The following is a 15,358-nucleotide window of genomic DNA, read 5'->3' on the forward strand; positions in this document are numbered from 1 at the left end:
TCAACAAATTTCAAACCACATTACATTCATCAACAATTAAAATTTGAGACTATGGCTACGAACAAAACAATGAAAGGGGGAGAGTTTTTAATTCGCCCACTCTTACCTGAGGAATTATTTATTCCTGAGGAGTTTTCAGAGGAGCAAAAGATGATAGGTCAGACTTGTATTGACTTCATCAAGACAGAGATTCAACCTCGGTTAGAAGAAATGGATGGAGCCAAAGATAGTTCTGTCATGGTGGACATGATGGACAAAGCGGGTAATTTAGGCTTATTAGGAACTTCTGTACCTGAAGAGTATGGTGGATTTGGGATGGATTTTAATACTTCCATGTTAGTTGCAGAAGCTTGCGGATCAGGACATTCTTTTGCTGTGGCATTATCGGCACATACAGGCATAGGAACCTTACCTATTTTGTATTATGGTACAGAGGCACAAAAACAACACTATTTACCAAAGCTGGCTTCCGGTGAGTGGAAAGCTGCTTATTGTTTGACAGAACCAGATTCAGGTTCAGATGCTAATGCTGCCAAATCCAAAGCTGTATTATCAGAGGATGGAACCCATTATTTGATTACTGGTCAAAAAATGTGGATTACCAATGGCGGATTTGCGGATGTATTCATCGTTTTTGCCAAAATAGCAGATGATAAAAACTTGACGGCTTTCATTGTAGAGAAAAGTTTTGGCGGAATTACCATGAATGAGGAGGAACGTAAAATGGGAATTAAAGGTAGTTCCACCCGTCAAATCTTTTTTAATGATTGTCCAGTTCCAATAGAAAACTTGCTGTTCAAACGTGAAGGAGGGTTTAAAATTGCTGTTAATATATTAAATATCGGTCGTATTAAACTAGCTGCTGCCGTGATTGGTGCAGGAAAACGAGTGGTTGATCAGGCAGTACAATATGCCAATGACCGTAAGCAATTTGGGCAATCCTTACATCAGTTTGGTGCTATTAAATATAAGATTGCTGAAATGATTGTGAAAAATTATGCCAGTGAATCAGCTTGTTATCGAGTAGGACAAAATATTGACGATACCATTTCTGAGTTAAAGGCAGCAGGAATGAGTGATTCCGAAGCTAAATTAAAGGGAGTAGAACAATTTGCAATAGAATGCGCCTTATTGAAAGTGCATGGTTCGGAAACCTTAGATTATTCTGTAGATGAAGGCGTTCAAATTTATGGAGGGATGGGATTTTCGGCTGAGGCTCCTATGGATAGAGCTTATCGGGACTCTAGAATCAACCGCATTTTTGAAGGAACGAATGAGATTAATCGATTACTAGCAGTAGGTACTGTTATCAAGCGGGCCATGAAAGGCGAGCTAGATATTATGACGGCAGCTATGGCTGTTGGTAAGGAGATTTTAGGTGTGCCAGATTTTTCTACTTCGGTACCAGATGGTGTTTTCGGAAAGGAATACAAAGTGATTGCAAATTTGAAGAAAGCCTTGTTAATGTCTGCTGGAGGTGCTTTGCAGAAGTATACTGCCGAAATCGAGCAAGAGCAAGAAATCTTAATGTCTTTGGCTGATATGATGATTGAAATTTATGTTGCGGAGTCTGTTTTAGTACGAGTGGATAAATTAATTCAACAATCTGGCGTGGCTGGCAATGAAATTGCCAAAGAATGCGCCTTGGTTTACTTGCACGAAGCAGTAGATAAAATTCATCATCATGGGAAGGAAGTAATTACTGGTTTTGCTACAGGAGATGAGTTAAACGTTATGTTAATGGGATTGAAGCGCTTTACCAAAATCGATCCTAAAAATTTGAAAGAGGCTAGACGTAAAATTGCAGAGGCAGCTATTCTTAAAATGGGCTATATTTTTTAAAAAAAAATGGCAATAAGGACAAGATTTAGCGATATCATTCATACTTTTGTGGCAATTATAGTTTAAACATTGAGTCATTAACCCCCAAACCGAATCATCATTATGAAAAAATTACTTTTAGTAATCGCTCTGATGCCGTTTTTCTTCTCTTGTGCGAGCAAAAAGAAAATTGCTGATTTGCAATCACGTTTAACAGAACTACAAGCTAGTAGTGACCAATCGCTTGCTAAATCAAGAGCTGATCTTGCTGATTGTCAATCTTTAACAGCTAGTTTACAAGCTGAGATTAAAAAGAGAGATGGTGAATTAGAAGCTAGAACTGCTTCATTGAAGAATTTGCAAGAGCAATTGGATTACATGAAGAGAACGAATACCAATTTGTTGGATCGTTTATCTGATTTGTCAGTTATTAATAAGTCAGGTGCTGAAAGTATTCGTAAGTCATTGGATGCTTTGAATGAGCAAGGAAAGTATATCAAGGATTTGAACTCGACTATCCAACGTAAGGATTCCATTAATTTATCATTGGTGATGAACTTGAAGCGCTCTTTAGCTGATGTAAATGATGAAGATGTAACTGTTGAAGTGAAAAAAGGTGTTGTTTATATCTCTATTTCTGACAAGTTAATGTTTGCATCTGGTAGTTCTGTGATTAACTCTAAGGCGGAAGCTGTGTTAGCTAAAGTAGCGAAGGTAATCAATGATCATAAAGATTTAGATATCTTAGTTGAAGGACATACTGATAGTGTACCTATCTCAACAGATTGTATCAAAGATAACTGGGATTTAAGTGCTAAGCGTGCTACTTCAGTGGTTCGTTTACTACAAACTAGATTCTCGGTAGATCCAGAGCGTATGACGGCTGGTGGACGTGGTGAGTTTGAGCCACAAGCGGAAAATAAGAGTAAGGATGGACGTAAGATGAATCGTCGTACTGAAATCATCGTAACTCCTAAATTAGATCAATTCTTCAATTTGTTAGCTCCTCCATCAGGAAAGTAATAAAATTAGATTATAAAGGAAAGGGCCTCATTTGAGGCCCTTTTTTTATGCGAAATGTTTTTTGACTAAGTCGAGTTTTCGACGAGAAATGGGTATATCATTTCCCAAAATGGTAGTCAGTGTATTGGTACCTTCAAAATTTTTGCCAGAAATATTCTCTCTATTTACTAAGTACGATTTGTGTGCCCGCAAAAAGGGGTTCATTCGTAATTGAGATTCAAATTTCTTAAGCGTTTTGGCGATGGTAATTTGTTTTTTGTTCTTGAGAAATACGATGCTGTAATTTCCCTTTCCTTCAATGAACACAATGTCGTCCACCGGGCATTGGTCAATGCTCGGCAATTTAATGTCTTTTTTCATAGGTTTATTATTATTAAATAGGTAGCACGAATTTACTTAACAAACTGTGATTATCTGTCCTGCATTAATCTAACGGTGGATAATCATTTTAAGTGGTAATTCATTAATTTATTGGCATATGGTTAAAACTGTTTTGTCTAGGTTGATAGATTTTTAGCTGATGATGTGATAAATGAGAGGAGCCTTCGAGGGCCTCAGGTGCCTTCGAGAGCCTCAGGCACCATTGTTGTGAGGAATTAGGTTTATTGTTTGGTGCCTTCGAGAGCCTCAGGTACCATTGTTGTGGGGAATTAGGTTTATTGTTTGGTGCCTTCGGGAGCCTCAGGCACCATTGTTGTGAGGAATTTGGTTTATTATTTGGTGCCTTCGAGAGCCTCAGGTACCATTGTTGTGGTGAATTAGGTTTATTATTTGGTGTCTTCGGGAGCCTCAGGTGCCTTCGAGAGCCTCAGGCACCATTGATATGGGGAATTAGGTTTATAGTTTGGTGCCTTCGGGAGCCTCAGGCACCATTGTTGTGGGGAATTAGGTTTATAGTTTGGTGCCTTCGGGAGCCTCAGGCACCATTGTTGTGAGGAATTAGGTTTATTGTTTGGTGCCTTCGAGAGCCTCAGGTACCATTGTTGTGGTGAATTAGGTTTATTATTTGGTGTCTTCGGGAGCCTCAGGCACCATTGTTGTGGGGAATTAGGTTTATAGTTTGGTGCCTTCGGGATCCTCAGGCACTAGACTTTTGCTGGAGATGGATATATTAAGGATATAGTGCTCATAGGAGTTTTTTATTTCTTAAAGAGTCGAGGTTTTTCAAGATGGTTGAGGTTCTCGAAGGAGGCTGAGGTTCTCGAAGCCACCTACATTACGGTAGCTGTGACACCTTTTTAATGGTTCAGAAGTTCACACACTGATATGTTAGGTTGTAATGTGTTTGAAATCCTTGAAGTTGGTTGATGTTCTCGAAGCCACCTACATTACGGTAGCTGTGACACCTTTTTAATGGTTCAGAAGTACACACACTGATATGCTAGATTGTTATGTGTTTGAAATCCTTGAAGTTGGTTGATGCTTGCGAAGGAGGCTGAGGTTCTCGAAGCCACCTACATTACGGTAGCTGTGACACCTTTTAATGGTTCAGAAGTTCACACACTGATATGCTAGATTGTAATGTGTTTGAAATCCTTGAAGATGGTTGAGGCTCTCGAAGGTGGCTGAGGTTCTCGAAGCCACCTACATTACGGTAGCTGTGACACCTTTTTAATGGTTCAGAAGTTCACACACTGATATGCTAGATTGTAATGTGCTTGAAATCCTTGAAGATGGTTGATGCTTGCGAAGATGGTTGAGGTTCTCGAAGGTGGCTGAGGTTCTCGAAGCCACCTTAAATGAAAAAAGCAAACCATCAAGATTTGCTTTTTTACTTGTAGCGGGGGCCAGACTCGAACTGACGACCTTTGGGTTATGAGCCCAACGAGCTACCAACTGCTCCACCCCGCGATATATCGGAGTGCAAAGATGCAGGGTTTTGTCGAGAAAAACAAGTATCTTTGTATTTTAATATTCATGCCTAAGTAATAGTGCATGGTTTTTCATATGGAATCTCCTCACAAATCTGGATTTATAAGTATCATTGGTAAGCCGAATGTCGGTAAAAGTACCCTAATGAATGCATTAGTAGGTGAGCGATTGTCTATTGTTAGTTCTAAGGCTCAAACTACCCGTCATCGGATTTTAGGTATGTTGAATGGGGAATTTGAAGGGACACCTTATCAAATCGTATATTCAGATACGCCTGGAGTTTTAATGCCTAAGTATGAATTGCATAAATCGATGATGCAATTTGTGAAAAGTTCTTTGGAGGATGCAGATGTAGTTTTATATGTGACAGATGTATTTGATGAATATGAAGATTTAGAATTTTTGACTAATTGGAAGGATCATACCGATACCCCCATTTTAGTTTTATTAAATAAAATTGATTTAGTCGGAACTGAAAAGCTTCAGGAACGGTTGGATTATTGGCGACAAATTTTTCCTGATAAGCCTATTTTGCCAATTTCTGCGCTGGAAGCGGTGCATTTAGATCAAATTTTTGAACATATTGTTGCCAAGTTACCAGTACATCCTCCGTTTTTTGATCCAGAGGAATTAACAGATAAACCTGAAAAGTTTTTTGCCTCGGAAATTATCCGTGAAAAAATATTCATGAATTACAAGAAGGAGATTCCTTATTCTTGTGAAGTGGTAGTTACATCGTTTAAAGATGAGCCTACTATTTTACGAATCGCCACAGAAATTTATGTTGAACGCGTCTCACAGCGGGCCATTTTAATTGGGCATAAGGGAGAAAGTATCAAAAAAGTGGGTATTGAAGCCCGCCAAGATTTGGAGAAATTTTTTGGTAAAAAAGTATTTTTAGAGCAATTTATCAAAGTGGAGCCAGACTGGCGTGCAAAGGCTGATAAATTGCGTTCATTCGGGTATTCGCTCGATTAATTTTTATAACATGTCAAATATAGTAGCAATTGTTGGGCGTCCCAATGTAGGAAAGTCGACCTTATTCAATCGATTGATTGAGCAAAAAAAGGCCATCATGGATAACGTATCTGGGGTTACTCGGGATCGCCATTATGGTTATGGTCAGTGGACGGGAAAGTTTTTTACCGTGATAGATACTGGTGGTTATGTGCATGGTTCAGATGATATGTTTGAAGGGGCCATTCGAGAGCAAGTTGAAATGGCCATGGAAGAGGCAGATGTGCTTCTATTCGTAGTCGACTGTCAAGTAGGCTTAACCGATTTAGATAAAGATTTTGCCAAAGTGTTGCGTAAATCAAAAAAGCCTGTAATTATTGTAGCCAACAAAGCGGATACACATGATAAAGCATTTGTCGCAGCAGAATTTTATGAGTTAGGTCTAGGAGATCCTTATGCCATTGCAGCGGAAAGTGGTAGTGGTACTGGGGATATGTTGGATTTAATGGTTTCTCATTTCAAAGAAGAAGGTGTAGAAAATCCTGAAGCGGGTGTTCCTCGTGTTGCCATCCTAGGTAGACCCAATGTTGGGAAATCATCATTTTTAAATGCATTACTGGGTCGTGAGCGTTCTATCGTTACCGATTTAGCTGGTACTACGCGTGATGCCATTCAAAATCGTTATACGCTGTATGGTAAGGATTTTATCATTACGGATACAGCGGGTATTCGTAGAAAAGCGAAGATTGATGATAATATCGAATATTATTCCGTGTTACGTTCCATCAAGGCCATGGAAGAATGTGACTTAGCCATTATTTTAGTTGATGCCACCACCATTGATTTCAATACAGGACTAGAAGCTCAGGACATGAACATTATTAGTATGGCTGATAAAGCTAAGAAAGGTATTGTTTTGATGGTCAATAAGTGGGATTTAGTAGCTAAGGATACCAATACAGCTATCAAGCTGGAGAATGCAATTAAAGAGCGTTTAGCGCCAATTAATTATATGCCGATTTTATTCACCTCTGTGATGGAAAAGAAGCGAATATTTCAGGTAGTTGAAAAAATGTTGGAAGTTTTTGAGAATCGTTCTCAGAAGATTGCAACTTCAAAATTGAACGATGTAATGTTGGATGTTATCAATAGTTATCCTCCTCCAGCTTGGAAAGGTAAATACATTAAGATTAAGTATTGTACGCAAGTTTCAACACCTTATCCTACTTTCATCTTTTTCTGTAATTTACCTCAATACATTAAAGAAAGTTATGAACGTTATTTGGAGAATCAAATGCGTAAGGCATTTAAACTAGAAGGTACTCCTATTTCTTTATTTTTCAGAAAGAAATAATTGGTCCAAATAAGTTAAGGACATTTTCGCTAAAGTGCCTTTTGAGCCTACAGCAAATAAGTGTTTTTTATGTAATAGCATATTGTGAAAGTGGGTTTCGCCAAGCGAAATCCACTTTTTGGTTTTAGGGTTATAAGCAGCACTTTGAGATGGTCCCACTACTATCCAATATTTGCCGGTCCAAAGGACCTTTTCCATATAGAAATTTGGGGTATTGCTTATTTTATTCCATGATTTTCCAGCATCCTTACTTTCCAGTATGCCTATGTTATTTTCATTCAATCGGAGGTAATTTCCACCCACAACCCAATAATTAGTTTTGTTTCTCGCACTTATAGAAAAGAAGCCACTACTACTATCAGCTGGAATACTTTGGTGCATGACCTGAAACTTTGTAACTGTCTCATCTTGACTTTGAAGGATTCTAGCTTGGGCAGATCCACCTGTCACTAAGTTTAATTTTCCATTGATCCAAAGTAATGATGAACCACTAGCCGCAAATGCCGCTTCTCTTGGTAATAAAGCTGGAAAGGATGATATCTTGATTTCTTCTACTTTTTCTCCTCCATTTTTGATTAAAAACAAAGGGAATTGACCATTCATTGGGTCGGATAGCATGATTCCTTCTTGTTTTTTTTGATTCCATGCAATAGCATCAAAGAAAAAAGGCCCCAATTTTTTTTCAAACATGATGGACCAGGATTGTCCATGGTCTTTACTAAAATATAATTTTGCAGCGCCTTTATCCGCAGGCCCAGCACTCATCAATATAATTTTCTGCTTATCTATGACTGCCAAATCTCTAAAATCTAGTTTTTCAGCGCCAGGTACTTGTTGCTCCTGCCAGCTTGCTCCTCCGTCATTTGAGTGAACGACCATTCCTTGTGTTCCCCCAATCCAAATTTGATTTTTATGACTTCTGATTGCTCGGAAAGAGGCTTGAGTCTTTAATGGAATGTTAATCCATTGAGCATAGGATGCAAGATTAACAAACAAGCTTAAAACAAGAAGGAATGAGTGTATTTTCATGGCATAAAAAAAGCCTCTCGAGTAAACGAGAGGCTTCTAATAAAGTTCAAAATCTTATTTACTTACAATGATTTTACCAGTGTAAGATTTGCTGTTGTCAGCAGTGATAGTTACTATGTAAATACCGTTTCCTAATCCTGGTAATTTTAGAATGTTAGTTGGCTCAGGGTTTGTCGCATTTAATGCTGGAATTTTACCTGAGTAAACAGGACGACCAACCATGTCATACAAAGTAACAATTGCATTTGTCCAATCATCTAAGATTTGAATGTTAACACCATCAACATCTGGCTTAGTTACTGGATTAGGGAAGATTGCAACTCCATTAAATTCAGGATCTAATGTATAAGCATATTTAGTGAAATCTGTATAGCAAGTTAATGGGAAACCATCGATGGCATACAAATACTTTCTTCTCACACTGTAATCACCGTTGGTTTTTACCTTAGTGATGTAGCTTTTCGAAGGAAGAGCTGCAGTTCCGAATTTCCACTCATAATCACTAGCTGTTCCACCTGTAACGGTCGCTGGGAAGTTTAATGCTTTTAAGGTATAAACTCCTTCTTTCAGGATTCTAGCATCTGTAGCTACAGGATTCTGTTGTACACTTACTTTAATCTTGTTAGAAGCAGGTGATATACAACCGTAAATATCTGTTGCTCTAGTGTAGTATGTATCAGAAGTTTTAATACCTTCAAATACTTTCAATGTAGAAAGAGAAGCATTAGCATTACCATACCAATTCACAATGCTGTTCGATGTCGAAGCAGTTAAAGTTACCGCATTGAATGCGCTATAATCATCTTCTTTTCTAGCACAGAATGTCGTTGCGCCACCAGCTGTAATCGTTGGTGCTGCAGGAAGAGCTAAAACTTTAACTTCAACTGGTGCAGATGATTCTGAATAACATCCGTTTACATTGATAGTTTTTACAGTGTAGAATCCTACTTTATTGTAATCAATCAGGCTAGAAGTTAATGCGTTGCTCCATTCCCATTTAGTGGCTTCACCATTAGGTAAAGATGATGCTTGAAGCTGACCCGCAATTGGCGTTCCTTCGCAAAAACCAACGGTAGAGGCTGTTACCAATGAACCATTTGCTGGTTTTAATGCAGTGATCGTAGGAGTAACAGGCTTGTCGTAGTTCTTCACCGTAACTTCATCAGAAGCAGGAGATGGACAGTTGTAATTAGATACATAGTCCACTTTCACTTTCGCGTTTTGTTTGAAAATGATGCTTGATAAGCTACCTAAAGCAGCTGTTTCAACACCATCAACATACCAACGGAATTTCGATGGCTTAGTTGGAGTCTTATTAGCACCCCATAAATACCCTTCGTTACGTACTAAAGAAGCAGAATCAACTTTCAAGGCAGTAGAACCTTCGATGCAATAGCCTAAATTTCCTGTGATAGGACCTGGCTTAGGTAATTCCACATAAGTGATACGAACTTGATTGGATTCTTTCGAACCGCATACACCTGCTCTGTCAGTCATTTTTACGTAATACAAAACAGATTTCTTCTCAGCAATGGCAGTTAATACACCAGTTGATTGACCCGTTGCATTGAAACGATCTGCACCATAGTTGTCAGAAGGTTTATATTCGTCTTTTCCAAACCATTGGAACTCAAAATATTGATTGTACTGACTGAAATTTAAGGTGTTGTTTCTTTCAGGATTGGTGTATATACCTAAGTCTACCAAGGTTCCTTGACAAACTTCTTTCGTTTCATTGTCTGGTAAAACACTTTTTACACTGTTTACAAATACGGTTGGAACTGCATATCCTTTTCTGACATCATATCCTGCAGCTCTTGAGTACTCTTTCTTCGGTACATTGGTACTTGTAGATAAAGCGGCAGTATTATCAGAGTAGTTAATAATACAACTAACGCTATACCTGCCAGTGATATAATCCGTTCCAGAAATTTTAATGGCATCCCAATTGGCAATTTCAACCGTTTTGTTACCTACTGGCAAATACCATAATGTTCCATCTGGGCAACCAGTAGCCTTCAAAGAAATAGAGCCCGAATTAGGGTCATTGATGTCACCGCAAACAATACTTCCATCCAACATTGAAACTGCTGGAGCATAATTAGCATCTGCGACTACAATAGTAACTTTAGAAGCCATTGTCCCAGGTGCTATTGTACTACCTCCTGGAGTTGTAACACATTTCAACTCATATACATACGGAGGAATATTTCCACCAGGTTTACTGTCTAAAGTTAAAGCTAAAGCAGTTACATTATTATCTGCAACACCATTGCCAGCATATGCAACATCCCAATCAGCCGTCATGGGATAATATGTTATACCACCTCCATTAGGTTCATTTTTATAGAAACCCCAATCGAAATATGAACCAGCAGGACAGCCTGATGCAACAAGAGCTTTAGCCTCACCATTTTTCACTAATGTAGTATGGTTACCAAATTTACCATTGATAAGTTGAGCCGAGGCGGAATAAGCCACTAATAATATAATAATGGCGGATAAATTGAATTTGAAGAATTTGTTCATCATGTTAAGAACGAGTTTGAGTAGATTAATTAAACAATAAAGCTACCTATTGAATTAGGCACTAAATTAATTAAAAATATCTAATGTAGGGCAAGAAATTTATTAAATGGCACATAAAACAGCAATTAAATTTCAAAAGCAGAATATTCTATCAGCTTTCTGTTCGCATAGCTTAAATATTGCGTATTTTTGAAATTGAATTAATCATTTTCGACCCTAAAAACGACAGAATTGTCAACAACGTATATTGAATGGAAGAATTAAAACCAAAATCCCTTAATTTTTTAGAAGAAATCGTTCAGGCCGATTTGGCAGCTGGAAAATACCCTCAAGGAATTTTCACTCGATTCCCTCCTGAACCTAATGGATACCTACACATTGGTCATGCCAAATCCATTTGCCTAAATTTTGGTTTAGCTCAGGAATTTGGAGGAAAGACTAATTTGCGTTTTGACGATACCAATCCTATCACAGAAGAAACAGAATATGTAGAATCCATCAAGAAAGATGTGGCGTGGTTGGGTTTTAGTTGGGCCAATGAATTATATACTTCCGACTATTTTGAAACATTATACCAATATGCGGTTCAATTGATTGAAAAATCATTAGCCTATGTTGATGATTCTTCCGCTGAGGAAATTGCTTCTCAAAAAGGTACTCCTACTACCCCAGGGGTTCCAAGTCCTTATCGACATCGATCGGTAGAGGAGAATTTAGATTTATTCCAGCGGATGCGTGCCGGAGAATTTCCAGACGGGGCCAAGGTGTTGCGTGCCAAAATAGATATGTCACATCCGAATATGCACATGCGTGATCCATTCATGTACCGTATTCGTCATGTGGAACATCACCGTACAGGAAATGCTTGGTGCATTTATCCTATGTATGATTTTGCGCATGGGCAATCCGATTCCATGGAAGGCATCACACATTCCATTTGTACCTTGGAATTTGATGTTCACCGTCCCTTATATGATTGGTTTATAGAAAAATTAGAGATTTTCCCTACCCATCAATACGAATTTGCTCGTTTAAATTTGTCGCATACTGTAATGAGTAAGCGTAAGTTGTTGCAATTGGTTAATGAAAAAATTGTGCAAGGTTGGGATGACCCACGAATGCCAACAATATCTGCTTTACGCAGAAGGGGTTTTACACCCGCATCCATACAAAATTTCTGTGATCGAATTGGTGTTGCCAAACGGGATAACCTAATTGATATTAGTTTGTTGGAATTTTGTATCCGTGAAGATTTAAATAAATCTGCGAATCGTTATATGGCTGTTTTAGATCCGGTGAAATTGGTCATTACCAACTATCCAGAAGGTAAAACGGAAGATTTGTTGATTGAAAATAACCCAGAAGACGAAAGTACTGGTAAAAGGTCCGTACCTTTTTCACGAGAATTGTTCATTGAAAGAGAAGATTTTATGGTAGATCCACCTAAAAAATTCTTTAGACTAGGTCCCGGACTTTCCGTTCGCTTGAAAGGAGCTTATATTATTCAATGCGAGAGCTTTGAATTGAATGAAGATGGTTCTGTCAAAGAGATTCATGCTACTTATAATCCTGAAAGTAAATCGGGTCAAGATACTTCCGGAATCCAAGTGAAAGGAACAATTCATTGGGTTTCTATTCCTCATGCTGAAGTAGCTGAAGTACGTCTTTTTGATCGATTATTGATAGTTGAAGATGCTTCTGAATTAGGGGATGATTTTATGAAATTCATCAATCCAGAATCAATCCAAGTGCTAGATAAAGTTTACGTTGAGCCTGCCTTGAAAGAAGCGCAAGTTGAAAAAGCAGTCCAATTTATGCGTAAAGGGTATTTTTGTCTAGATAAAGACACGAAAGATGGGCATTTGGTGTTTAACCGTACTGTGACTTTGAAAGATACTTGGGCCAAACAGCAAAAATAGAGATGAAGCGATATTGCATCGCCTCTTCTCTATTTTTTTGCAAAAAGAGATTCAACAAAAGTACTTCGATTGAATACCTGTAGATCGGAAATTTTTTCTCCAACGCCAATGTATTTGACAGGAATTTTGAACTGATCTGAGATTCCGATCACAACGCCTCCTTTAGCAGTACCATCTAATTTAGTGATGGCAAGGGCAGTAACTTCCGTCGCTTTAGTGAATTCTTGTGCCTGAATGAAGGCATTTTGTCCTGTAGAGCCATCTAGTACTAAAAGTACTTCGTGTGGAGCATCTGGGATGAATTTTTGAACGACACGTTTAATTTTAGTCAATTCTGTCATCAAATTCACTTTGGTATGTAATCTGCCTGCTGTATCAATGATCACAATGTCGGCATTCATTTCTACTCCTTTTTTAACAGCATCATAAGCTACCGAAGCGGGATCAGTATTCATGCCATGATCAATCACGGGAACCCCCACTCGTTCACCCCATAACTTTAATTGGTCCACAGCTGCCGCGCGAAAAGTATCTGCTGCACCTAGAACCACTTTTAAACCATTTTGGTGAAATTGAGAAGCTAATTTCCCTATGGTAGTTGTTTTACCTACACCATTAACCCCCACCACCATGATGACATAGGGTTTTTGTTTAGGCTCAGCAAAGGCATGTTGTAAGTCGGCCGACTGGTTTTCTTCTAATAAAGCGGCAATTTCTTCTCTTAAAACTTGATCTAGTTCTTCAGTAGACACGAATTTGTCGCGCTCAACGCGGCGTTCGATTCGGTCAATGATTTTTAAAGTAGTAGGGACCCCGACATCCGAACTCAAAAGAATTTCTTCTAATTCATCCAATACATCTTCGTCCACTTTGGATTTGCCTAAAACGGCTCTACCCATTTTGGATAGAAATCCTTCCTTGGTTTTTTCCAGTCCTTTCTCCAAGGCCTCCAGCTCTTCCTGTTCTTGCGGTGCTGGTTTCTTTTTAAAAAAATCGAATAGTCCCATGGCTTTGAATGAAAATAAAAACGAATGTACAAAAATAAAAAAAGTCCCTCACAAAGGGACTTTAATATCTAAGCGAAAAAAAGGTACCCCGCTTGAAAAATTAGTTTTTCAATGCAGCATTTACCTCATCTTGAAGAATGATTTCTTCTTTGAAGGTATAAGCTCCTGTGTTTGGATTTTTAACCGCTTTAATGATTTTAGCGTATTTTACGCCTCCTTCTTTCTTTAACGTTGCAACTACTTTCTTAGCCATATTTCTTAAGTATTAAAACTATTTGATCTCCTTATGAAGTGTAACTTTCTTCAATACCGAATTATATTTTTTCAATTCGATACGAGCAGTCGTGTTTTTACGATTCTTAGTCGTGATGTAACGCGACATTCCTGGTAAACCAGATTCTTTGTGCTCAGTGCATTCTAGAATTACTTGAATGCGATTTCCTTTCTTTGCCATAGTATTAAAATCTTTTTTCGCCTCATTTGAAACGGACTGCAAAGGTAGAAGAAATATTTTTTTTCGCAAAGTCTTTAAATAAAATATGTCGTAAAATTTTAAACATATTGATAAGTCGCCCTTAAATCCCTCCATTGGGCTTTTATTTACTGTCCTTTTTTCTCATTTTTGTTTTATGAAGCCCCTTCAATATCAGTATCAAGCCGAGAATTTTGCCTTATCCGACCCAAATCGGTATTCGCTTGAAAATTTGAAATCTGAGGAGATGATTATTTCATTGGGGCCTCAGCATCCATCTACCCATGGAGTTTTGCGGTTGGAATTGATATCCGACGGTGAATTGGTCGTGGATGTGGTCCCTCATTTGGGGTATTTGCATCGTTGTTTTGAAAAACATGCTGAAGCTTTGCCCTATAACCAAATTATCCCTTACGTAGATCGCTTGGACTATATGGCCTCCATGAATTCAGAGCATGCCTATGTCATGGCGATAGAAAAGATGCTGGATTTAGAAGGCAAATTACCTCCAAGAATAGAATACATCCGAGTCTTAGTGGCAGAGTTAAATCGAATCGCTTCTCATTTTGTGGCGGTTGGCACGTATGGGTTGGATATAGGCGCCTATACTCCATTTTTGTGGCTGATGCGGGATAGAGAACATATTCAACGTTTGTTGGAATGGTTATCTGGAGCACGAATGTTGTATAATTATGTATGGATAGGTGGTTTATTTTATGATTTACCTGTGGGTTTTGAGGAACGAGTAAAAGAGTTGGTACCCGTATTAAAAGCGACCATTCAAGAGGTAAAAAATTTAGTGGAGGAGAATAGTATTTTTATTAAACGAACGGCAAATATTGGTGTGTTGCCTTTGTCAACGGCTATTAATTACGGTTGTTCTGGTCCAGTATTGCGGGGCTCAGGATTACCCTTTGACCTTCGTCGAATCGATGCTTATTCGGTTTATCCAGATTTGGAATTTGATATACCCATAGGCCAAGGAGCCATGGGTCAGGTAGGAGATTGTTGGGATCGAAATCATGTTCGAATCAGAGAATGTGAAGAATCTATACGAATTATAGAACAATGTCTCCATCAATTAGTTGGAGATTGTAAAAGAACTAAAGACTTTCAGCCCCAGGCTATGGTTCCCAAGAAAATAAGACCAGCGGCTATGGACGTATACGTCCGAGCTGAAAATCCCAAAGGGGAATTAGGCTTTTTTGTTCGAGCTGATGGCAAATCAGATATACCGAGTCGAGTGAAAGTACGAGCTTGCTCATTTCACCATTTATCGGTTTTGCCTACCTTGGCCAAAGGAACATATTTGGCTGATTTGGTGGCAATTATCGGATCTTTGGATTTAGTCATGGGAGAAGTTGATCGATAAGTT

At 38.5% G+C, this 15,358-nt stretch carries 12 protein-coding genes and 1 tRNA gene; 6 read left to right on the plus strand and 7 right to left on the minus strand.

Going from position 1 to position 15,358, the window contains the following annotated elements:
• Nucleotides 1–51: 51 nt before the first annotated feature.
• Entirely contained in the window at nucleotides 52–1,842 is a 1,791-nt protein-coding gene (locus G9H65_RS03170; protein ID WP_166373872.1) for an acyl-CoA dehydrogenase family protein, read from the plus strand.
• Between the two features lie 102 nt (nucleotides 1,843–1,944).
• Nucleotides 1,945–2,844, plus strand: coding sequence for an OmpA family protein (locus G9H65_RS03175; protein ID WP_166373873.1), 900 nt, complete (start codon nucleotides 1,945–1,947; stop codon nucleotides 2,842–2,844).
• A gap of 45 nt (nucleotides 2,845–2,889) precedes the next feature.
• Here G9H65_RS03175 and G9H65_RS03180 read toward each other — a convergent pair whose 3' ends face one another.
• The gene (locus tag G9H65_RS03180) at nucleotides 2,890–3,204 is read right to left on the minus strand and encodes a LytR/AlgR family response regulator transcription factor (protein WP_166373874.1); all 315 of its coding nucleotides are present in this window, start codon (nucleotides 3,202–3,204) and stop codon (nucleotides 2,890–2,892) included.
• Nucleotides 3,205–4,622: 1,418 nt separating this feature from the next.
• Nucleotides 4,623–4,695: transfer RNA gene (locus tag G9H65_RS03185), tRNA-Met, on the minus strand.
• Nucleotides 4,696–4,791: 96 nt separating this feature from the next.
• Between G9H65_RS03185 and era the strand changes: the two genes are divergently transcribed.
• Nucleotides 4,792–5,694: a GTPase Era gene (era, locus tag G9H65_RS03190; RefSeq protein WP_235927448.1), complete on the plus strand. Its 903-nt coding sequence runs from the start codon at nucleotides 4,792–4,794 to the stop codon at nucleotides 5,692–5,694.
• A 10-nt stretch (nucleotides 5,695–5,704) separates the two neighbouring features.
• Nucleotides 5,705–7,027 carry a ribosome biogenesis GTPase Der gene (der, locus tag G9H65_RS03195; RefSeq protein ID WP_166373876.1) on the plus strand — a complete coding sequence of 441 codons (1,323 nt, stop codon included), beginning with the start codon at nucleotides 5,705–5,707 and terminating at the stop codon, nucleotides 7,025–7,027.
• Here the strand turns inward: der and G9H65_RS03200 are convergent.
• A complete protein-coding gene (locus G9H65_RS03200) occupies nucleotides 7,007–8,056 on the minus strand; it encodes a beta propeller repeat protein (protein ID WP_166373877.1) in 1,050 nt (349 codons plus the stop codon). The two genes, der and G9H65_RS03200, sit on opposite strands and share 21 nt — an antisense overlap.
• A 54-nt stretch (nucleotides 8,057–8,110) precedes the next feature.
• Nucleotides 8,111–10,588, minus strand: a complete 2,478-nt coding sequence (locus G9H65_RS03205) for a T9SS type A sorting domain-containing protein (protein ID WP_166373878.1) — start codon at nucleotides 10,586–10,588, stop codon at nucleotides 8,111–8,113.
• Nucleotides 10,589–10,836: 248 nt separating this feature from the next.
• Between G9H65_RS03205 and G9H65_RS03210 the strand changes: the two genes are divergently transcribed.
• A complete protein-coding gene (locus tag G9H65_RS03210) occupies nucleotides 10,837–12,504 on the plus strand; it encodes a glutamine--tRNA ligase/YqeY domain fusion protein (protein WP_166373879.1) in 1,668 nt (555 codons plus the stop codon).
• 29 nt (nucleotides 12,505–12,533) lie between these two features.
• On the opposite strand, the gene ftsY is transcribed toward G9H65_RS03210, so the two are convergent.
• From ftsY to rpmG, 3 genes are all read right to left on the minus strand, one after another.
• Nucleotides 12,534–13,511 (minus strand): signal recognition particle-docking protein FtsY, encoded by a 978-nt coding sequence (gene ftsY / locus G9H65_RS03215; protein WP_166373880.1) that lies wholly within the window; start codon nucleotides 13,509–13,511, stop codon nucleotides 12,534–12,536.
• A gap of 100 nt (nucleotides 13,512–13,611) precedes the next feature.
• Nucleotides 13,612–13,764 carry a DUF4295 domain-containing protein gene (locus G9H65_RS03220; RefSeq protein ID WP_166373881.1) on the minus strand — a complete coding sequence of 51 codons (153 nt, stop codon included), beginning with the start codon at nucleotides 13,762–13,764 and terminating at the stop codon, nucleotides 13,612–13,614.
• 18 nt (nucleotides 13,765–13,782) lie between these two features.
• Nucleotides 13,783–13,965 (minus strand): 50S ribosomal protein L33, encoded by a 183-nt coding sequence (rpmG, locus tag G9H65_RS03225; RefSeq protein WP_166229754.1) that lies wholly within the window; start codon nucleotides 13,963–13,965, stop codon nucleotides 13,783–13,785.
• Between the two features lie 175 nt (nucleotides 13,966–14,140).
• Between rpmG and G9H65_RS03230 the strand changes: the two genes are divergently transcribed.
• The gene (locus tag G9H65_RS03230) at nucleotides 14,141–15,355 is read left to right on the plus strand and encodes an NADH-quinone oxidoreductase subunit D (protein ID WP_166373882.1); all 1,215 of its coding nucleotides are present in this window, start codon (nucleotides 14,141–14,143) and stop codon (nucleotides 15,353–15,355) included.
• Nucleotides 15,356–15,358: the final 3 nt, after the last annotated feature.

This window comes from Aquirufa ecclesiirivi (assembly GCF_011250515.1).
Classification (GTDB): domain Bacteria; phylum Bacteroidota; class Bacteroidia; order Cytophagales; family Spirosomataceae; genus Aquirufa; species Aquirufa ecclesiirivi.

Excerpts from the sequence above, each read along its gene's own strand:
- G9H65_RS03170 (WP_166373872.1), top strand. The coding sequence starts at position 52 with ATGGCTACGAACAAAACAATGAAAGGGGGAGAGTTTTTAATTCGCCCA.
- G9H65_RS03175 (WP_166373873.1), top strand. The coding sequence starts at position 1,945 with ATGAAAAAATTACTTTTAGTAATCGCTCTGATGCCGTTTTTCTTCTCT.
- G9H65_RS03180 (WP_166373874.1), bottom strand. The coding sequence starts at position 3,204 with ATGAAAAAAGACATTAAATTGCCGAGCATTGACCAATGCCCGGTGGAC.
- era (WP_235927448.1), top strand. The coding sequence starts at position 4,792 with ATGGAATCTCCTCACAAATCTGGATTTATAAGTATCATTGGTAAGCCG.
- der (WP_166373876.1), top strand. The coding sequence starts at position 5,705 with ATGTCAAATATAGTAGCAATTGTTGGGCGTCCCAATGTAGGAAAGTCG.
- G9H65_RS03200 (WP_166373877.1), bottom strand. The coding sequence starts at position 8,056 with ATGAAAATACACTCATTCCTTCTTGTTTTAAGCTTGTTTGTTAATCTT.
- G9H65_RS03205 (WP_166373878.1), bottom strand. The coding sequence starts at position 10,588 with ATGATGAACAAATTCTTCAAATTCAATTTATCCGCCATTATTATATTA.
- G9H65_RS03210 (WP_166373879.1), top strand. The coding sequence starts at position 10,837 with ATGGAAGAATTAAAACCAAAATCCCTTAATTTTTTAGAAGAAATCGTT.
- ftsY (WP_166373880.1), bottom strand. The coding sequence starts at position 13,511 with ATGGGACTATTCGATTTTTTTAAAAAGAAACCAGCACCGCAAGAACAG.
- G9H65_RS03220 (WP_166373881.1), bottom strand. The coding sequence starts at position 13,764 with ATGGCTAAGAAAGTAGTTGCAACGTTAAAGAAAGAAGGAGGCGTAAAA.
- rpmG (WP_166229754.1), bottom strand. The coding sequence starts at position 13,965 with ATGGCAAAGAAAGGAAATCGCATTCAAGTAATTCTAGAATGCACTGAG.
- G9H65_RS03230 (WP_166373882.1), top strand. The coding sequence starts at position 14,141 with ATGAAGCCCCTTCAATATCAGTATCAAGCCGAGAATTTTGCCTTATCC.